Origin of the sequence: Streptomyces sp. NPDC006476 (assembly GCF_040612015.1) — a bacterium.
Classification (GTDB): Bacteria; Actinomycetota; Actinomycetes; order Streptomycetales; family Streptomycetaceae; genus Streptomyces; species Streptomyces griseorubiginosus_B.
On sequence record NZ_JBEXPK010000043.1, the window covers coordinates 12,420 to 31,378 of the forward strand.

14 protein-coding genes are annotated in these 18,959 nt (G+C 71.1%); 3 read left to right on the forward strand and 11 right to left on the reverse strand.

All coding sequences use genetic code 11. The features are described from left to right. Window positions 1-2: 2 nt before the first annotated feature. The 10 genes from ABZZ74_RS35900 to rsmI all read right to left on the reverse strand — a co-directional run bounded on the left by ABZZ74_RS35900 (window position 3) and on the right by rsmI (window position 13,104). The gene (locus tag ABZZ74_RS35900) at window positions 3-1,814 is read right to left on the reverse strand and encodes a PQQ-binding-like beta-propeller repeat protein (RefSeq protein WP_356772240.1); all 1,812 of its coding nucleotides are present in this window, start codon (window positions 1,812-1,814) and stop codon (window positions 3-5) included. Between the two features lie 65 nt (window positions 1,815-1,879). Beyond that, the gene (locus ABZZ74_RS35905) at window positions 1,880-3,715 is read right to left on the reverse strand and encodes a PQQ-binding-like beta-propeller repeat protein (RefSeq protein WP_356772242.1); all 1,836 of its coding nucleotides are present in this window, start codon (window positions 3,713-3,715) and stop codon (window positions 1,880-1,882) included. A gap of 183 nt (window positions 3,716-3,898) precedes the next feature. Further along, window positions 3,899-5,704, reverse strand: a complete 1,806-nt coding sequence (locus tag ABZZ74_RS35910; protein WP_356772244.1) for an ABC-F family ATP-binding cassette domain-containing protein — start codon at window positions 5,702-5,704, stop codon at window positions 3,899-3,901. A gap of 131 nt (window positions 5,705-5,835) precedes the next feature. After that, window positions 5,836-7,029, reverse strand: a complete 1,194-nt coding sequence (locus ABZZ74_RS35915) for a peptidoglycan recognition family protein (RefSeq protein ID WP_356772246.1) — start codon at window positions 7,027-7,029, stop codon at window positions 5,836-5,838. Window positions 7,030-7,198: 169 nt separating this feature from the next. Then, entirely contained in the window at window positions 7,199-8,098 is a 900-nt protein-coding gene (locus ABZZ74_RS35920) for a 4-(cytidine 5'-diphospho)-2-C-methyl-D-erythritol kinase (RefSeq protein WP_356772248.1), read from the reverse strand. After that, window positions 8,095-9,045 carry a 16S rRNA (adenine(1518)-N(6)/adenine(1519)-N(6))-dimethyltransferase RsmA gene (gene rsmA / locus ABZZ74_RS35925; protein WP_356772250.1) on the reverse strand — a complete coding sequence of 317 codons (951 nt, stop codon included), beginning with the start codon at window positions 9,043-9,045 and terminating at the stop codon, window positions 8,095-8,097. Before rsmA ends, ABZZ74_RS35920 begins: the two co-directional genes overlap by 4 nt. 28 nt (window positions 9,046-9,073) lie before the next feature. Then, a complete protein-coding gene (locus tag ABZZ74_RS35930) occupies window positions 9,074-10,492 on the reverse strand; it encodes a ubiquitin-like domain-containing protein (protein ID WP_356772252.1) in 1,419 nt (472 codons plus the stop codon). 120 nt (window positions 10,493-10,612) lie between these two features. Next, window positions 10,613-11,515, reverse strand: coding sequence for a TatD family hydrolase (locus ABZZ74_RS35935; RefSeq protein ID WP_356772254.1), 903 nt, complete (start codon window positions 11,513-11,515; stop codon window positions 10,613-10,615). A 47-nt stretch (window positions 11,516-11,562) separates the two neighbouring features. Continuing rightward, window positions 11,563-12,000 carry a hypothetical protein gene (locus ABZZ74_RS35940; protein ID WP_356772256.1) on the reverse strand — a complete coding sequence of 146 codons (438 nt, stop codon included), beginning with the start codon at window positions 11,998-12,000 and terminating at the stop codon, window positions 11,563-11,565. A 243-nt stretch (window positions 12,001-12,243) separates the two neighbouring features. Then, window positions 12,244-13,104, reverse strand: coding sequence for a 16S rRNA (cytidine(1402)-2'-O)-methyltransferase (gene rsmI / locus ABZZ74_RS35945; RefSeq protein WP_356772258.1), 861 nt, complete (start codon window positions 13,102-13,104; stop codon window positions 12,244-12,246). A 97-nt stretch (window positions 13,105-13,201) separates the two neighbouring features. On the opposite strand from rsmI, the gene ABZZ74_RS35950 reads away from it, so the two are divergent. From ABZZ74_RS35950 to ABZZ74_RS35960, 3 genes are all read left to right on the forward strand, one after another. After that, window positions 13,202-14,941, forward strand: a complete 1,740-nt coding sequence (locus ABZZ74_RS35950; RefSeq protein ID WP_356772260.1) for a phospholipid carrier-dependent glycosyltransferase — start codon at window positions 13,202-13,204, stop codon at window positions 14,939-14,941. 110 nt (window positions 14,942-15,051) lie between these two features. Beyond that, window positions 15,052-16,677: a penicillin-binding transpeptidase domain-containing protein gene (locus ABZZ74_RS35955; RefSeq protein WP_356772262.1), complete on the forward strand. Its 1,626-nt coding sequence runs from the start codon at window positions 15,052-15,054 to the stop codon at window positions 16,675-16,677. A 94-nt stretch (window positions 16,678-16,771) separates the two neighbouring features. Beyond that, window positions 16,772-18,448 (forward strand): penicillin-binding transpeptidase domain-containing protein, encoded by a 1,677-nt coding sequence (locus ABZZ74_RS35960; RefSeq protein ID WP_356772264.1) that lies wholly within the window; start codon window positions 16,772-16,774, stop codon window positions 18,446-18,448. 73 nt (window positions 18,449-18,521) lie between these two features. Here the strand turns inward: ABZZ74_RS35960 and ABZZ74_RS35965 are convergent, their stop codons facing one another. Next, window positions 18,522-18,869 (reverse strand): SsgA family sporulation/cell division regulator, encoded by a 348-nt coding sequence (locus ABZZ74_RS35965; RefSeq protein WP_356772266.1) that lies wholly within the window; start codon window positions 18,867-18,869, stop codon window positions 18,522-18,524. Between the last annotated feature and the right edge of the window lie 90 nt (window positions 18,870-18,959).

The following is an 18,959-nucleotide window of genomic DNA, read 5'->3' on the forward strand; positions in this document are numbered from 1 at the left end:
GTTCAGCCTCCGGTACCGAACGCGAGCGCCAGATACTGCCTGCCGCCCGAACCCGACGGCTTGTCCGCGAAGACACCGGACATGTAGAGGTGGCCCTGGGAGTACAGGATCTCCGAGTAGTCCGGCGACATGCTCGTCTCCGCGTCCCGTACCGCCTCGGTGGACGGGTTCTCCAGCAGCTTGGTCTCCTTGAAGGTACCGCCGTCGATGCTGACGACCTGACCGCCCTTGTCGTACGGCGGCCGCTTGTACGCGATCACGTTGTCGCCGTCCATCCGCAGCGGGGTGATGGTGTAGCCGTCGCCGGCGTCGGCACGCTGGCCGGTCTGCTTGCCGGTGGTGAGGTCGAAGACGACGATCTCGTTGGTCCGGCTGTACTCGCCGGTGCCGTCGTGCTCCTCGGTGGGGATGTACAGCTTGCCGCCACCGACCGCGAGACCCGTGCAGTACTCGATCTTCGAGATGCCGTCGCAGCGGGCCGCGTACTGCTTGCCCGGTGCGGAGATCCTCGTGATGAGCCTGCCGGTCCTGTCGTCGATGGAGAAGAAGTCCGAGATACCGCTGCCGTCGCCCGCGCTGTCGCCGACGTCGGCCGCCACGACCAGGGGGTTCGTCGACACGATCGCCGCGTACTCGATGCCCTGGCTCATCTTGTACTCGGAGATCACCTTCCCGCTCTTCGGGTCGATGGTCTGGATGTGCAGCTGCCGCTGGCCGTAGGAGCCGCACTTGCGGACCGCGACCAGCTTCTTTCCGCCGCCGTACCCGGCGTCGTAGCAGGTGTCGGTGGCCTTCGGGGCCCACAGGGACTTGCCGCTGCCGATGTCGAAGGCGGCGCCGCCGCTGGTGCCGCCCGCGGCGACCGTCGTCCCGCTGACCGTGACGTTGTCGAAGTTGATCGGCTGGTCACCGGCGTCGACCGTCTTCGTCCACAGCTTCCTGCCCGCGTCGAGGTCGATCGCCGCGACCTGGCTGCAGCCCGCCGTACTGTTCTTGGGCGGCATCCTGGGCTGGAAGACGACGGCGGCCCTGTCGTCGTCCGTCGTGAACCTGCTCGTCGTGCAGACCGGGCCGGGCAGCTTGATCGTCCACAGCTTGGTGCCCTTGTCACGGTCGTAGCCGTTGATCTCGGCGACACCGCTCTTGACGTACGCCTTGTCGGTCAGCCACGAGCCGGAGACGACGGTGGTGTCGTCGACCTTGGGCATCGGGATCTGGTAGAGCACGTGCGAGCCGGTGTTCTCGGGCACCTTCTCTTCGCCCTTGGTGGAGGTGCCGCCGGTGCCCCTCTTGCCGTCGCTCCCGCCGGTACCGCCGCCCGTGGAGTTCGCGGTGTCGTCCTTCTTGCCGTCGCCCTTCCCGGAATGGGCGTACCAGATGCCACCGGTGACGATCAGCGCGATGGCGACGATCGCGGAGACGATGATGGCCACCTGCGCGTTGATCTTCCGCCCGCCGCCCGGCTGCCCGGACTGCGCCTGCAGGGGCACCGTCTGCTGCGGATAGCCGTAACCGGGCTGCTGGGCATAGGGGTTCGGCGGCTGGCCGTACGGCGGGGTGGGCTGGGCGTAGGGGTTCGGCTGCTGGCCCGGGTAGCCGTACGGCTGCTGCGGGGGCTGTCCCTGCGGCGGCTGCCCGTACGGGGGCTGCGGGGCCTGCGGGTAGCCGTAGCCGGGCGGCTGCGCGGGCGGGGTGTGCGGGGCCTGGGGGTGGCCCTGGCCCGGCTGGGCGGGCGGCTGCGGGGGCTGTTGCGGGGCGCCGAAACCGGGCTGCTGCGGGGGCTCGTTGGGCGGTGGGGGCGGCGGCTGGGTCATGGTGTGGGTACCTCGTGAGCGGCGGTGGGGACGACGGACGGCAGGGGCCGGGGCGGGGAAGCGCGCTACTTGCCGAAGGCGAGCATCAGCTTCTCCTTCGCGTCGTCGTTGCCGGTCAGCCGGGTGGTCGAGAGGTAGAAGCGGCCGTCGACCCAGTCGAAGTCCTTGGAGAAGAAGCCGTTCTCGATCTGGGCCGTGGACGCCGGGTTCTGCAGCAGCTTCACCGGCTTGTGGTCCGAACCGGCGGTCGGGATCGACACGACCTCGCCGCCCGCGTCGTACGACGGCTGCACATACGCGAGGAGCCTGCCGCCCTCGACCTTCATCGGCAGCATCGACTCGTCCGCCGGGGACTTCACCCGCCACTTCGCCTTGCCGGTGGCGAGGTTGACCGCGACGACCTCGTTCGCCCCGCCGCTCGCCTCCGTCGGCAGGTACAGCGTGGTCGCGTCGGAGGCGACACCCTTGCAGCCCTGCAGGTCACGGGAGAGGATCGCCCAGCCGCACTGCGGCGCGAAGTCCTCGTCGAAGCCGACCTGCGAGCGGAAGGTGCCGTTCGCGTTGAAGGCGGAGATGTTCCACGCCTTCTTGTCCTCGTTCGTGCTGTACACGACGAGCGGGTCGACGGAGTACGTCCGCGCGACCGTCCAGCCCTTGTCGAACTTCCGTGTCCACCGGACCTTTCCGGTCCTCGGGTCGAGCTCCTGCATCTCGTCGTGCTCGTCGGACCCGCCGGCGCCGCAGGAGGCGACGGAGATCAGCCTGCCGCCGCCCGCGAAGGCGGTCGGGAAGCAGGCGCTGCCGTACTTGGTCTTGTCGAACAGCTTCTTGCCGCTGTCGATGTCGAGCGCGACGCCGGACTGCGAGCGGCCCACCATCACCGTCCGGCCGGTGACGGACATGCTGATGCTGATGGTGCTGTCGAACAGCGCGCCGTCGGCGAGCGTGGTGCTCCAGCCCTTGGCGCCGGTGTTCAGGTCCAGCTGCTGGAGCTTGTTGCACTTGGCGCGGTCGCTGGTGCCGCTCTCGTAGGCGACCACGATCTTGTCGTCCGCCGACTTCTCGGGCGTGACCGCGCAGATCTTCTGCGGGAAGCCGACGGTCCCCCAGGCCGGCGTGCCGTCACCGACCTTGAAGGCGAACACCTGCTTGTACGCGGCCTTCACCGCGGCCTTGCCGGTGATCCACATGCCGGGCGCGTCGGCGCCCGCGCCGGGCGCGTCCGGTGCCGACTTGTACCAGAGGACCTTCGCCTCACCGGCCTGGCGGCCCTCGTTGAGGTTCTCCGGGTCCGCGCCGCCGTCGCCGCTGCCGTCGCCCTGGTCGACCGGAGTGTCGGAGGCGGACGGCTTCGGATCGTCGCTCTTGTGCGCGACCGGCTTCTTGTCGTCCGAGCCGCCGCTGGTCACCGCGTAGACGGTGCCGCCGATGACGGCCAGCGCGGCGACCGCCGCCGCGATCACGACACCGGTCCTGCCCTTGAAGCGGCCTCCGGAGCCCGGGGGCGGGGTGCCGGGGGCGCCCGGGTACTGGGGCTGCGGCGGGTAGCCGTAACCGGGCTGCTGTCCGTACGGCCCGGGCTGCTGCGGCTGCCCGTAGGGGCCGGGCTGTCCGTAGGGACCGGGCTGCGCGTACGGGCCCGGCTGGGCGTAGGGGCCCGACTGCTGGGCGTACGGGCCCTGTTGCTGGGGTGGCTGCGGGGGCTGCGGTGTCTGGGGGTGGCCGTAACCGGGCTCGGGCGGGCTCTGGGGAGGCGGTGGCGTCTGCGGCGGGCCCTGCGGGGGCGGTGGCGCTCCGAAGGCGCCCTGCGGCGGCTGGGGCTGCTGCTGCGGTTGGTGCGGCGGCTGGTCTTGCGGTGCTCCGAAGCCGCCCTGCGGCGGCTGACTGGGCGGCTGAGCCATCAGCGCCTCTCCCCCGTTCGATCACTGATTTCCGGCCACGCCCTGACGTACGCGGTGACCCGGCGTCGTACTCAGAAAACTCTCAGGCGGCCCTTTCTATCACCCGCCACCGACAACGCACGGGGCCGGTTCATCCCCTGTTCCCAAGGGACGACCGGCCCGTGATACCCCTGTTACGCGCCTTCACGCGTCGTCGGCGAGTTCCAGCCAGCGCAGCTCCAGTTCCTCGCGCTGACCTCCCAACTCCCGCAGCTCGGCGTCCAGTTCGGCCACCTTCGCGAAGTCCGTGGCGTTCTCGGCGATCTGGGCGTGCAGCTTGGTCTCCCGCTCGGAGATCTTGTCCAACTGCCGCTCGATCTTCTGGAGTTCCTTCTTGGCGGCGCGCTGGTCGGCTGCGCTCCGCTCGGGCGCCGGCTTCTCGGCGGCGGGCGTCGCGGCCGCCGCGACCGCCTCCTCCATCCGCCGCCGGCGCTCCAGGTACTCGTCGATGCCGCGCGGCAGCATCCGCAGGGTGGCGTCGCCGAGGAGGGCGAACACACGGTCCGTGGTGCGCTCGACGAAGAACCGGTCGTGGGAGATGACGATCATCGAGCCGGGCCAGCCGTCGAGGAGGTCCTCGAGCTGGGTGAGGGTCTCGATGTCGAGGTCGTTGGTGGGCTCGTCGAGGAAGAGGACGTTGGGCTCGTCCATCAGCAGGCGCAGCAACTGCAGTCGGCGGCGCTCACCGCCGGAGAGGTCGCCGACCGGCGTCCACTGCTTCTCCTTGTTGAAGCCGAACGTCTCGCACAGCTGACCGGCGGTCATCTCCCGCCCCTTGCCGAGGTCGACGCGCTCGCGCACCTGCTGGACGGCTTCCAGGACCCGGGTGTTCGGGTTCAGCTCGGCGACCTCCTGGGAGAGGTAGGCGAGCTTGACGGTCTTGCCGACGGTGACGCGGCCACCGGCGGGCTGCGTCTCGCCCTCGCTGCGGGCCGCGTCCGCCATCGCCCGCAGCAGGGAGGTCTTGCCGGCGCCGTTGACACCGACCAGGCCGATGCGGTCGCCGGGGCCGAGCTGCCAGGTCACGTGCTTGAGCAACACCTTGGGGCCGGCCTGCACGGTGACGTCCTCGAGGTCGAAGACCGTCTTGCCGAGCCGCGAGGACGCGAACTTCATCAGCTCACTGCTGTCCCGGGGCGGCGGCACGTCCTTGATGAGCTCGTTGGCGGCCTCGACACGGAAGCGCGGCTTGGACGTACGTGCGGGTGCCCCGCGCCGCAGCCAGGCCAGCTCCTTGCGGACCAGGTTCTGCCGCTTGACCTCCTCGGTCGCGGCGATGCGCTCCCGCTCGGCACGCGCGAAGACGTAGTCCGAGTAGCCGCCCTCGTACTCGTAGACGTCGCCCTTCTGCACGTCCCACATGCGCGTGCAGACCTGGTCGAGGAACCAGCGGTCGTGCGTGACGCAGACCAGCGCGGAGCGGCGCTCGCGCAGATGCTTCGCCAGCCAGGCGATGCCCTCCACGTCCAGGTGGTTGGTGGGCTCGTCGAGGACGACCAGGTCCTGCTCCTCGATGAGCAGCTTGGCCAGCGCGATACGGCGCCGCTCACCACCGGACAGGGGTGCGATGACGGTGTCGAGCCCCTGCGGGAACCCGGGGAGGTCGAGCCCGCCGAAGAGCCCGGTGAGCACGTCCCGGATCTTGGCGTTGCCCGCCCACTCGTGGTCGGCCATGTCCCGGATGACCTCGTGCCGCACGGTGGCGGTGGGGTCGAGGGAGTCGTGCTGCGTGAGCACGCCCAGCCGCAGCCCGCCGGAGTGCGTCACGCGCCCGGTGTCGGCCTCCTCCAGCTTGGCCAGCATCCGGATCAGCGTCGTCTTGCCGTCGCCGTTGCGGCCCACCACCCCGATCCGGTCGCCTTCGGAGACGCCGAGGGAGACGCCGTCGAGGAGGGCACGAGTGCCGTACACCTTGCTGACGTTCTCGACATTGACCAGATTGACGGCCATTTCTCTCCTGCCCGGGGGGATCGATCAGCCTCCCAGCGTAGTGCGCACCGGTCGGTGACCGATCCCGAGCGGGGTGGCCTGTGGAAAACCTCGGGGCTGTGGAGAACCTCGGGGTGTGGAAACCCCCGGGGTCAGCGGGACGCGGCCGTGCGGACCTCGTCCAGGAGGTCGTACATCGTCTGGCCGGGGCAGTCGGTCTGGAGCCAGTCGCGGTGGCCGCTGACCGTGGTGACGTCCTTGGTGACGCCGTTGACCGGGTTGGTGTAGGTGATCCTCGCCTGCGGGTCGAGGCCCTTGAAGCGGGCGATCACCTTGATCAGCCGGGTCAGCGAGGCCTTGGCGGCGTCCGTGGGGCCCTGGTCGACAAGGCTGCCGATGAGGGCGATCCCGAGATTGCCGGAGTTGAAGCCCGCGGTGTGGAAGGCGGTGACGACGTCGCCGTCGGGGTCGAAGGCCGGGATGCCGTCGTCGCCGGAGTAACGGCCCTCGTAGACGTCGCCGGCCTCGTCGATCAGGAAGTGGTAGCCGATGTCGCCCCAGTCCAGGGTGACCGCGTGGTACTCGTAGATCGCGCGGACGGTCGCCGCCGGGTCCGGGTCGTTGTTCGGGGTGTCGGTGTGGTGCACCGTGATCGACTGCAACGCGTAGTACTTCTCCGGCGAGTTGACCTGGCCGTCCTTGTACCGCTTGGACTCGTCGGCGCCCCAGGCCGGCCGCGACAGATACCGCACGCCACGCACGCGCGTGGGCTCGCTCGGCACCTCGACGCTGCGGTCCGGGCCGCGCAGGGTGTCGATCGCGAGCGAGCGCACCTGAGTCGTCCCGTCCGGCGCCTTGACGTCGTAGGTCTTGGCGTTGCCGGCCGCCACCAGGGCCGTACCACCGCCGGCGACGGTCGCGCAGCCGCCGCCGAGCGTCCGGAAGGAGGCGTCGCCCGGGAAGCGGATGCCCGCGCCGTCGGCGGCCCCGCTCCAGCGGACGCCGATGTAGGTGGCGGCGAAGGAGGTGGTGGCCGTACCGGGGCCGGTCGCGGCGGCGGTACGGGTGGCCGGGAACGTCTCCGGCTTCGTCGCGGATCCGGCGTTCCCGGAGTCGGTGCTACCGGAGTCGGTGGTACCGGAGTCGGCGGCGCCGGAGTCGGTGGCCGCGAACACCACCGGTGTCAGCGCGGCCCCGCCGGCCACTGCCGTGGCACCGGCGATGACACCACGACGGGAGAGGGAACGCTTCCTGCGGTGCGAGGAGGTGGGGGGCGTGGAGGGCGTGGGGGAGGTAGGGGAGGTGGGGGCCGTAGGGGACGTGGAGGGCGTGGGGGGCTGGGGCACGAACTCGATCCTTCGGTCGACCAGGCGCTTGAAGTATCAACGGACCCTAGCCGCCCCATCCGTCACCCACGTACCGCGGTCGCAGTACATCCCTGTGGAGATCGGGCGAAGATCGCCGGTCGGGTACGACGTGGTCGTCGCAGCCCGACCACGGCAGCGCGGACCGCCGTCAGCCCTTGACCACGGTCGCTCCCGGCGCCGGGCCCGTGGCCGTGCGGACCGTGGCGCAGGTGCCCGAACTCCGCAGTGCCTCCGCCACCTTGGCCGCCGACTCGGGGTCGCGGGCGAGGAACGCGGTCGTCGGGCCCGAGCCGGAGACCAGTGCGGCAAGCGCGCCGGCCGTGCGGCCCGCCGCGAGGGTGTCGGCGAGTTCGGGGAAGAGGGAGATCGCCGCGGGCTGCAGGTCGTTGGAGACGGCGGCGGCGAGCGCGTCCGGGTCGCCCTTGGCGAGGGCGTCGAGCAGCGGCTGCGAGGCCACCGGCTCCGGGATGTCGCGGCCCTCCGCCAGGCGGTCGAACTCCCGGAACACGGCCGGCGTCGACAGCCCCCTCCCGGCCATCGCGAACACCCAGTGGAAGCTCCCGCCGACCTCCAGCGCCGTCAGCCGCTCCCCGCGCCCGGTACCGAGCGCCGCCCCGCCCACCAGGCTGAACGGCACGTCACTGCCCAACTCGGCACAGATGGAGAGCAGTTCGGCACGCGAGGCGCCGGTCCGCCACAACGCGTCGCAGGCCAGCAGCGCGCCGGCCCCGTCCGCGCTGCCGCCCGCCATGCCGCCGGCGACCGGGATGTCCTTGGCGATGTGGATGTGCACGGCCGCCTCGATGCCGCGCCGCTCCGCCAGCGCGAGGGCCGCCCGGGCCGCCAGGTTCGTACGGTCCAGGGGTACCTGGTCGGCGTCCGGCCCCTCGCAGGTGACCCGCAACTCCTCGGCGGGCGTCACGGTCGCCTCGTCGTAGAGCCCGACCGCCAGGAAGACATTGGCCAGGTCGTGAAATCCGTCGGCGCGCGCGGCACCCACCGCGAGCTGGACGTTGACCTTGGCGGGAACGCGAACGGTGACGCTCACTGGAGACCGGACTCCTCGGTGTCGGCGCTGTCGACGCTGTCGGCGGGGCGGGCCTGCCGGTTCTCCGCGATGCGCGCGAACTCCTCGACCGTGAGGGATTCTCCGCGGGCCTGCGGGGACACACCGGCGGCGACCAGGGCCGCTTCCGCCGCCGCCGCCGAACCGGCCCACCCGGCGAGCGCCGCGCGCAGCGTCTTGCGCCGCTGGGCGAACGCCGCGTCCACGACGGCGAAGACCTCGCGCTTCGAGGCCGTGGTCTTCACCGGCTCGGTTCTGCGCGTCAGCGCCACCAGCCCGCTGTCGACGTTGGGCGCGGGCCAGAACACGTTCCGCCCGATCGCTCCGGCCCGCTTGACCTCGGCGTACCAGTTGGCCTTCACGGACGGGACGCCGTAGACCTTCGAGCCGGGTGCTGCGGCGAGCCGGTCGGCGACCTCCGACTGCACCATGACGAGGGTGCGCTCGATGCCCGGGAAGGTGTCGAGCATGTGCAGCAGCACGGGCACGGCGACGTTGTACGGCAGGTTGGCGACCAGCGCGGTCGGGGCGGGGCCTGGCAGTTCGGTCACGTGCATCGCGTCGGAGTGCACCAGCGCGAAACGTCCGGCGCGCTCCGGCATGCGCGCCGCGATGGTCGCGGGCAGCGCGGACGCCAGTACGTCGTCGATCTCGACGGCGGTGACGCGGTCGGCGACCTCCAGCAGCGCGAGGGTGAGCGAGCCGAGCCCGGGACCGACCTCCACCACCACGTCGTCCGGCCGGACCTCCGCGGTGCGCACGATACGGCGCACGGTGTTCGCGTCGATCACGAAGTTCTGCCCGCGCTGCTTGGTGGGGCGCACCCCGAGGGCGGCCGCGAGCTCACGGACGTCGGCGGGCCCGAGGAGGGCGTCTGAGGAGGGAGTACTGCTCACGGCGACAAGGGTACGGGGAGCGACCGCGGCCATCGCGCCCCCCGTGGCCGCGGGCAGGCGCTCACCCGTGCAGCCGCGCCCCGCAGTGCGGCCAGGGGGTGGCCCCCCGGCGCACGTACAGCTTCTTCGCCCGGAGCGTCTGCTCCGCCGCCGGCGCGTCCTGCGGCCGCCCGCTCCCCCCGAGGCTGTGCCAGGTCCGGGCGTCGAACTGGTAGAGCCCTCCGTACGTCCCCGACGGATCCACCGCGTTCGGGCGCCCGCCCGACTCACAGGCGGCAAGCCCGTGCCAGTTCAGCCCGTCGGCCCGGGAGACGGACGCCGGCAACGGCTTCGTGCCCACCTTCACGATCTGCTTCCGCGGCCGCCGCACCACCTCGGAGCCGTCCTTGCGGGGCTTCTGCCTGACCCCGTTGACGATCCGCAGCGAGTACGTGATCCGCCGCAGCCCCGGCTGTCCCACCTGCTCGACGACCTCCGTGCCCTTGAACAGCGAGGGGTCGTCCTTCCGCTCCGTCCGGAACGGGATCGTCTCCTCCCGCACTTCCCGGGTGCCGGTCACCCGCAGCACGGTCACCGTCTGCCCGTCGCGCGGGAAGCTGTCCCCCGGCACGGACGTGGTGTCCTCGCCGTGCAGACTGACACCGGCCTGCTCGATGACCTCGCGCACGGTCGCCGCGTTCGTCCGCACCATCCGCGCACGCCCGTCGGCCATGACGGTCACCGCGCGCTCGGTGCGCACGTCGAGCGCGAGCCCGGCGCGTCCGATGGGTTGGGAGCGCGAAGTGGACAGGTACGCCCCCTCCGCGCGCACCCCCAGTTGGTCGAGCGCCTCCTCGACCGTGTGCGCCGTCGTCCACACCGCGTACCGCTGCCCGTCGATCGTGAGCCGGACCGGGCGCCCGTAGTGCACGGCGACCTCGTCACCGCTGGTGAGCGCCGTGCCGGGGGCGGGCGCCACCACGTCGTGCGCCCCCACCTCGACGCCCTCCTCCGCCAGCAGTTCCTCCACGTCGTCGGCGAAGGTGTGCAGGGTGCGCGGCTCGCCGTCGACGGTCAGCTCGATCGCCTTGTCCTTGGCGACGAAGGCGGTGGTGCCGCCGGCGAGGAAGGCGACGACCAGCGCCTGCGGCAGCAGACGGCGCACGGGCCCGTCCGAGCGCTCCGCGGAGCGCGCCCTGCGCCGGCGCTCACCCCGACCCCCCGTGCCGTCCCTCACCTCCTGGCGCGGAAGCGCCGGCAGGGTGGCGTCGTGGTCGCCGTGAGCCTCGTGCGCCCCGTCCGCCTCGTACGCGGGACGGTAGGTGTCCGGGTACGGCACCGGCGCCGCGTACACCCCGTACGCCAGCGTCTCGGCGGCGTGCAGGTCCGTGTGGGGCTCCGTGGGGAGCTCCGCGTGCGGACCGGTGGGGAGGTCGGGCCGCGGCTCGGGGACCGGTCGCGTGCCGTACGGCTCGTACGTCTGGTGCTGCGAGTTGCTCATGCCGACACGCTCCAGGGGCCGGAGGGGTCCGGAAAAGGGCCCCCAGAACCTAGCGGAGGGACCGTCACTCTCCAAAGCGGCGCGGCTACCCAGAGTTGTGTTCGGATGAGTCGGTGCGGGTCAGTACCCGAAGGCGCGTGCGGTGTTGGCGGCGAGCGCCGAGGCCAGCGCGTCCTCGTCGACGCCGCGCACGGCGGCCATGGCACGCACCGTGACCGGAATGAGATACGGCGCGTTGGGCCGTCCGCGGTACGGCGCCGGCGTCAGGAAGGGCGCGTCCGTCTCCACCAGGAGCAGCTCGGCCGGGGCCACCGCGACCGCGTCCCGCAGGTTCTGCGCGTTCTTGAAGGTGACGTTGCCGGCGAAGGACATGAAGTACCCGGCGCTCGCGCACACCTCGGCCATCTCGGCGTCGCCGGAGTAGCAGTGGAAGACGGTGCGCTCGGGGGCGCCCTCCTCCTTGAGCACGCGCAGCACGTCCGCGTGGGCGTCGCGGTCGTGGATGACGAGCGCCTTGCCGTGCCGCTTGGCGATCTCGATGTGGGCGCGGAAGGAGCGCTCCTGCGCCTCGTTGCCCTCGGGCCCGGTGCGGAAGTAGTCGAGGCCGGTCTCGCCGACGCCCTTGACCTGGGGAAGCGCGGCCAGGCGGTCGATCTCGGCGAGCGCCTCGTCGAGCGCCCGCGCGCCCCCCGCCTCGCGCGCGCCCTGCCGGGACCAGCCGTCGGGGTCTCCGTGCACGATGCGCGGCGCCTCGTTGGGATGCAGGGCGACCGTCGCGTGGACGGCGTCGTACGCCGCCGCGGTCTCGGCGGCCCACCGTGAGCCGCGGATGTCGCAGCCGACCTGCACGACCGTCGTCACACCCACCGCGGCGGCCTTGGCGAGTCCCTCCTCCACCGTGCCGGACTGCATGTCGAGGTGGGTGTGGGAGTCGGCGACGGGCACCCGGAGGGGCTCCGGGAGCGGCGGCGCCGCGTTCTTGTCGCCGCGGGAGGTGGAGCCGCGGGAGGTGGAGGAAGGCATGCCCCGATCCTACGAAAGGGGGCATGCCCGCCCGGCTCGGGGAGCGGTCAGCTCGCCTTGCGGTGGAAGGGGTGCAGGAGGTCCGACAGGTGCCAGTGGTGGTCGCGCTGCCCGGCCTCCGCGCCCTCCGCGCCCTCGGCCGCCGTCTCTGCCGCCGTCTCGGGAGCCTCTACCGGCCCGGCCTGCGGCGCCCGGTGCTGATGACGGTGCGCCGCCTCGCGCACCGACGAGACCTGGCCCGGCCGCATGATCCGTACCACGTGGCCGTCGCAGTTGAGGCAGGTCGGCTTGGACAGCGGAGAGGGCACGACCTGTCCGCCCGCCACGTACATCACGAACTCGTGGCCATCGGCGTCCGTGTGGTGCTCTATCTCGTACGACTGCTCCCAGCCGTGCCCGCAGCGCATGCAGGCGAAGGAATACGACTCGTGCACGACTGCGCTCGCCGCGCCACGGAGGCCGGTCTGCCCCGCGATCTCACTCATGCCAGCTCCTCTTGTCCGCTGGACAAAGGGACGGGTGCGTCCCTTCACCCAGTGGACGCTTCTGCCGGCGTGAATGCACCAGGCCTGTCGACTGTTGGAGTCGATTTGGACTTTCCTTGCCAAAGCGGCCCCGCCCACCCCCTGGACTTTGCTTTTCACGACAGTCCTTTGCCTGGCTGTGGGGCGCGCGCTCAGCGGAGATGCGCCCTGCTCAGAGGGGGTGTGGCGCAGTTCACGAGCATCTCAGGAACCACTCGCCGTAGCGGCGTTCTTCGCGGCCACAACCGCGTCGAACACCTCCCTCTTGGGCAACCCCGCCTCCACCGCGACGGCCGCGATCGCCTCCTTGCGGCGCTCGCCGGCCTCCTCGCGCAGGCGCACGCGGCGCACGAGCTCCTCGGCGCTCACGTCCTGCGCGCCCCGCTCGGGCGCCCCCTCCACCACCACGGTGATCTCCCCGCGCACCCCCTGCGCCGCCCACTCCGCCAGCTCCCCCAGCGGACCGCGCCTGACCTCCTCGTACGTCTTCGTCAGTTCCCGGCACACCGCCGCGCGCCGCTCGGTCCCGAACACCTCGGCCATGGCGGCGAGGGTGTCGTCGAGCCGGTGCGGGGCCTCGAAGTAGACGAGCGTGCGCCGCTCCTCGGCGACCTCGCGCAGTCGCCCGAGCCGTTCGCCCGCCTTGCGCGGCAGGAAGCCCTCGAAGCAGAACCGGTCCACGGGCAGCCCCGACAGCGCGAGCGCGGTGAGCACGGCGGACGGGCCGGGCACGGCGGTGACCCGGACGTCCCGTTCGACGGCGGCGGCGACCAGCCGGTAGCCGGGGTCCGACACCGACGGCATGCCGGCGTCGGTCACGAGCAGCACGCGTGCGCCGCCCACGAGTTCCTCGACCAGTTCGGGCGTCCGGGCGGACTCGTTGCCCTCGAAGTACGACACCACGCGCCCCTTGGGCGTCACGCCCAGCGCCTGTGTCAGGCGCCTGAGGCGCCGGGTGTCCTCGGCGGCCACCACGTCCGCCCCGGCCAGTTCCTCCGCCAGCCGGGGAGGAGCGTCCGCGATGTCGCCGATGGGGGTGCCCGCAAGGACAAGGGTTCCAGTCACGCCCCCCATCCTCCCAGGAGCGGCCGGAAGGGAACGCGTTCGAGCCCTTACCTGCCATGCACGGGACTCACACAGAACGGTTCCCTACGATGGCGCGGTGACCAGTACCGCGTCCTCCCCGGACACCCGGCAAGGCCAGAGCCCGCAGGACCAGCGGCCGTCGTGGCAGCAGCGGCTGCGCCGTTTCGGCTATGCCGCGCCGCCCAGAAGCGATGTCCGCGAGCGCCTGGTGCCGCCGTACGTCCAGCCCAGCCCGCGGCTGTGGCAGGTCCTCGGGGTGCCGCCGGTGCTCGCCGGGCGGATCGCGCGCTGGTCGGGCTGGGGCGGTCCGCTGCTGGTCACGCTGATGGCGGGCGTGCTGCGGTTCTGGAACCTGGGCAGCCCGAAGGCGGTGATATTCGACGAGACGTACTACGCCAAGGACTCCTGGGCGCTCGTCCACCGCGGCTTCGAGGTCAACTGGGACAAGAACGCCAACGACCTGATCCTGTCCTCGCACGGGCACGTCACCATCCCGGCGGACGCCGCGTACGTGGTCCACCCGCCGGTCGGCAAGTACGTGATCGGGCTGGGCGAGCTGATGTTCGGCTTCAACCCGTTCGGCTGGCGGTTCATGACCGCGCTGCTCGGCACGCTGTCGGTGCTGATGCTGTGCCGGATCGGCCGCCGCATCTTCCGCTCGACCTTCCTCGGCTGCCTGGCCGGCGGTCTGATGGCCGTGGACGGCCTGCACTACGTCATGAGCCGCACCTCGCTCCTCGACGGCGTGCTGATGTTCTTCGTGCTGGCGGCGTTCGGCTGCCTGGTGATCGACCGGGACAAGGCACGGGAGAAACTCGCGGCGGCGCTCCAGCCGGACGCCGAGGGGCATGTCCGCCCGGACGCGCACATCGCCGAGACCACGTGGCTGGGGCTGCGCCCCTGGCGCTGGGCGGCGGCCCTGCTGATGGGACTCGCCATCGGCACCAAGTGGAACGCGATGTACATCCTGGCCGCGTTCATCGTGCTCACCGTTTTGTGGGACGTCGGCTCCCGCAAGGTGGCGGGGGCCCGGCACCGCCTGTCCCGGATGTTCGTCGCCGAGTCGCTCATCTCGTGGACGGTGATGTCCACGGTCGCCGTCGTGACCTACGTCGCCTCCTGGACCGCCTGGATCCTCTCCCCCACCGACGGCTCCGGCGGCTACTTCCGCAACTGGGCCGCCACCGACGGCAAGGGCGGCAACTGGACCTTCCTGCCGGACTGGCTGCGCAGCCTGTGGCACTACGAGCACGAGGTCTACGAGTTCCACGTCAACCTGCATTCGCCGCACACGTACATGTCCAACCCCTGGAGCTGGATCGTCGACGGCCGCCCGGTGTCGTTCTTCTACGAGTCCCCCTCGCCCGGCCAGGACGGCTGCCCCGCCGACGCCGGCCAGAAGTGCGCCCGTGAGGTCCTCGCGATCGGCACGCCGCTGCTGTGGTGGGTGGCCGCGTTCGCGCTGCTGTACGTGCTGTGGCGCTGGTTCTTCCGTCGCGACTGGCGGGCCGGCGCCATCGCCTGCGGGGTAGCGGCCGGCTGGCTGCCCTGGTTCATGTACCAGGACCGGACGATCTTCTTCTTCTACGCCGTCGTGTTCGTGCCGTTCCTGTGCCTGGCGGTGGCGATGCTGCTGGGCGCGATCGTCGGCCCACCCGGCTCCAGCGACACCCGACGGGTGGCGGGCGCGACGGGCGCGGGCGTACTGGTCCTGCTGATCACCTGGAACTTCATCTACTTCTGGCCCCTCTACACCGGAACCGCAATCCCGATCGACGACTGGCGTTCACGTATGTGGCTGGATACCTGGGTATAGCGGACCTTCCGCCTCCCTGACCGGACAACATACGGAAACCTCCCTCACAGCTCCCCCTCCTGCCCCATACAGTGCGAGAACCGCAACGGGGAAACGGGGAGGGACCTTTCATGCCCAAGGGGGTCAAGGCCGCGGTCATAGGCGGCGTGTTCGCGGTGATGGTCGGCGGCGCGGGATACGCCGGCTACAACATCGTGTCCGCGCTGAACGACGACGGGGGTTCGGGGGCGGCGAGCGTGAAGACGGGACCGCCGAGCGCCGACGAGATCAAGGAGGCGTCGGCCAAGTTCTTCGCGGCCTGGGAGAAGGGACAGGCGGCGCAGGCGGCGACGTACACGAACAACCAGACGGCGGCCGAACCGCTGCTGACGGCCTACGGCGAGACCGCACACATCGGGGACTTGAAGATCACGCCCGGCGCGGCGACCGGCGCGACGGTGCCGTTCACGGTGAAGGCGACGGTGTCGTACGAGAACAAGTCCAAGCCGCTGACGTACAAGAGCGAGCTGACGGTGGTGCGCGGGAAGACCACCGGGCGGGCGCTGGTGGACTGGCGGCCGTCGGTCCTCCATCCGCAGCTGAAGGCGGGCGACACCCTGGTCACCGGCCGGTCGGCGAGCCCCGAGATCGAGGCGGTGGACCGCAACGGTGCCGTGCTGACCAAGGAGAAGTACCCCTCGCTCGGGGTGATCCTCGACACCCTGCGCCAGCGTTACGGCGACAAGGTGGGCGGCACGCCCGGGATCGAACTGGCGATCCACCACCAGGCCGAGGGCGTGGCCGACACCTCGCTGCTGACCCTCGCCAAGGGCAGGGCGGGCGAGCTGCGGACCACGATCAGCGCCGGCGCGCAGGCGGCGGCAGAGAAGGCGGTGAAGAAGTTCGCCCAGTCGTCGGTGGTGGCCGTCAAGCCCAGCACCGGTGAGGTGCTGGCGGTGGCCAACAACCGCAAGGACCAGTTCAACGCGGCCTTCGAGGGCGAGGTCGCGCCGGGCTCCACGATGAAGATCATCACGGCCGCGATGCTCATCGACAACGGCGTGACCTCGATGAACGGCCCGGCGCCCTGTCCGCCCTCCGCCACCTGGCAGAGCCAGACCTTCACCAACCTCAAGGGGCTTCAGCCCAACGAGAACGCCACGCTCGCCAACAGCTTCATGCGCTCGTGCAACACGGCCTTCATCAAGCTCATCGACGAGAAGCCGCTCACCGACTCCTCGCTCACGCAGGAGGCCCAGGACCGGTTCGGGCTCGGGCAGAACAACTGGAAGACGGGCATCGTCTCCTTCGACGGCAAGATCCCGACGGTCAGCGGCCCGGACCGGGCGGCGAACGCGATCGGCCAGGGGCAGGTGCAGATGAGCCCGTTGAACATGGCCTCGGTCACGGCGACCGCCGTCACGGGCACCTTCCGCCAGCCCTACCTGGTCTCCCCCAAGCTCGACGACCGCGAACTCGCCACCGCCAAGGGTCTGTCCGCGAGCACGTCGTCCCAGCTCAAGCAGATGATGCGGCTCACCGCGACGCAGGGGACGGCCGCACAGGCGATGGCCGGGCTCGGCGGCGACATCGGCGCGAAGACCGGTTCCGCCGAGGTCGACGGACAGGCCGTGTCGAACAGTTGGTTCACCGGTTTCCGCAACGACGTCGCCGCGGCGGCCATGACCGAGGAGGGCGGCCACGGCGGGACGGCGGCCGGTCCGATTGTCGCAGCTGTGCTACGGAGTGCCGGCTGACGTCACCCGCGCAGGACGGGACTCTAGGCTGTTGTCGTCGTTGGGATGGATGAGGGCAACGGGGACCCTGGGAATTCTCGGAGGAACGGGAACAGTGGGCAACAGAAGGCGCGTCGCCGAGCGACGGAAGACCAGGCCCGCCGTCGTCGGCGGGATGATCGCCGTGGTCGTCGGCGGCGCCGCCTTCGGCGTCTACGCGCTGTGGGGCGGCGGGGCGGCGGCCGACGACCGGGCGGGCTCGTCCTCCTCGGGCGCCGACCACAAGGCCGTCAAGACCGGCCCCCTGTCCGCGGTCGAGGTCCAGACGACCGCCACGACGTTCCTCAGCTCCTGGCAGCAGGGGAAGGCCGCGCAGGCCGCCGCCGTCACGAACGACGCCACCGCGGCCGGCTCGCTGCTGACCGGCTACACCAAGGACGCCCACATCACGGGCGTCACGCTCACCCCCGGCACGCGCGTCGGTGACAAGGTGCCCTTCTCCGTGAAGGGCACGGTGTCCTACAAGGGCACCAGCAAGCCGCTCGCCTACCAGAGCGCGCTGACGGTCGTACGGAACAAGGCGGACGGCAAGCCGCTGGTCGACTGGCACGCCTCGGTCGTCCACCCCGACCTCGAGGACGGCGACAAGCTGGTCACCGGCGAGTCCGGGACCCCGCCGGTCAAGGCGTACGACCGTGACGGCGGCGAGCTGACCACCGCCAAATACCCGTCGCTGGGGCCCGTCCTGGACGGCCTGCGCGAGAAGTACGGCAAGATCGCCGGCGGCAAGGCGGGCGTCGAGCTGGACGTGGTGCGGGGTGCGGCGTCCAAGAAGGCCAAGCTGTCCGACAAGACGCTGCTGACGCTGACCAAGGGCACGCCGGGTTCGGTGAAGACGACGCTCAGCCCGACGTTCCAGGCCGCGGCCGAGGAGCAGGTGACCAAGCAGGCGAAGTCGTCGGTGGTGGTGATGCGCCCGTCGACGGGTGAGATCCTCGCCGTCGCGAACGCCTCCCACGGCTTCAACGTGGCCTTCCAAGGCTCGCTGGCGCCCGGCTCCACGATGAAGATCGTGACCTCGACGATGCTGTTCGAGAAGAACCTGATCACCCCGGACGCCTCGCATCCCTGCCCCAAGACGTACAAGCTCGCCGGGTGGACCTTCCACAACGACGACGACTCAGAGATCAAGCAGGGCTCCTTCAAGCTGGCCTTCGGCGCCTCCTGCAACAACGCCTTCATCAACTTCGCCCCGAAGCTGACCAACAGCTCCCTGACGGAGGAGGCCCAGCAGGTCTACGGCCTCGGCATGAACAACTGGGCGATCGGCGTCCCGACCTTCGACGGCTCCATCCCGGTGCAGAGCGGCGCGCAGATGGGCGCCTCGCTGATCGGGCAGGGCGGGGTCCGGATGAACCCGCTGAACATGGCCTCGGTGGCGGCCACGGTCGAGTCGGGCGTCTTCCGCCAGCCGTACCTGGTCTCCCCGAGCGTCGACCACCGGACCCTGGCGAAGGCCTCGCGCACGATGTCCGCGCAGACGCAGGCCGAGCTGAAGGAGGTCATGCAGTACACGGCGGCGTACGGCACGGCCGCCAAGGCGATGGCGGGTCTCGGCCCGAACTACGGCGCCAAGACGGGCTCCGCGGAGGTCGACGGCCAGAAGAAGCCGAACGGCTGGTTCACCGCGTACCGCGGCGACCTCGTCGGGGCGGGTGTGGTCCAGGCGGGCGGCCACGGCGGCGACACGGCGGGACCGATGGTGGCGGCGCTGCTGAGGATGGGCGGCTGACCGGCCGCCTTCAGCGGATGACCGGCCGCCTTCAGCGGATGACCGGCCGCCTTCGGCGGGTGACCGGCAGCAGTCAGCGGGTGACCGGCGCCGTCGCCAGGTAGGTGCGGCGCAGGAACCTCATCAGGGTCTTGGTCTCGAACTGCACGACCGAGACGCCCTGGGCGGAGTGCAGTTCCACGACGGCCTGCACCCGCCCGCACGGCCAGACGCGGACCTCGCCGCTGCCGACCGGGGCTCGCAGACCCTGTTCGAGGAGGGAGCGCGAGAACGTCCACTCGTGTGTCCCGGGGAGCCTGACCCGCACCGAGCGCGGGTCGGAGTCGGGGTCGTAGCGCAGGACGACGGGAATCGTCTCGTCCTCCGGTATCGCGGCGTCCGTGACGATGTGGGCTCGTGCGTACTGTTCGACTACGGACATCGTGACGGCCCTCTCACGCTGCGTTACCTGTGGGGAAGCTGTGCGTCCACCCCCTCTCCAATGTCCCATATTTTCCCGATCGCGCCCCTT

Coding starts and splice junctions, on each gene's coding strand:
- ABZZ74_RS35955 (WP_356772262.1), top strand. CDS start 15,052: ATGCCCAAGGGGGTCAAGGCCGCGGTCATAGGCGGCGTGTTCGCGGTG.
- rsmA (WP_356772250.1), bottom strand. CDS start 9,045: ATGGCCGCGGTCGCTCCCCGTACCCTTGTCGCCGTGAGCAGTACTCCC.
- ABZZ74_RS35965 (WP_356772266.1), bottom strand. CDS start 18,869: ATGTCCGTAGTCGAACAGTACGCACGAGCCCACATCGTCACGGACGCC.
- ABZZ74_RS35930 (WP_356772252.1), bottom strand. CDS start 10,492: ATGAGCAACTCGCAGCACCAGACGTACGAGCCGTACGGCACGCGACCG.
- ABZZ74_RS35935 (WP_356772254.1), bottom strand. CDS start 11,515: ATGCCTTCCTCCACCTCCCGCGGCTCCACCTCCCGCGGCGACAAGAAC.
- ABZZ74_RS35910 (WP_356772244.1), bottom strand. CDS start 5,704: ATGGCCGTCAATCTGGTCAATGTCGAGAACGTCAGCAAGGTGTACGGC.
- ABZZ74_RS35905 (WP_356772242.1), bottom strand. CDS start 3,715: ATGGCTCAGCCGCCCAGTCAGCCGCCGCAGGGCGGCTTCGGAGCACCG.
- ABZZ74_RS35940 (WP_356772256.1), bottom strand. CDS start 12,000: ATGAGTGAGATCGCGGGGCAGACCGGCCTCCGTGGCGCGGCGAGCGCA.
- ABZZ74_RS35900 (WP_356772240.1), bottom strand. CDS start 1,814: ATGACCCAGCCGCCGCCCCCACCGCCCAACGAGCCCCCGCAGCAGCCC.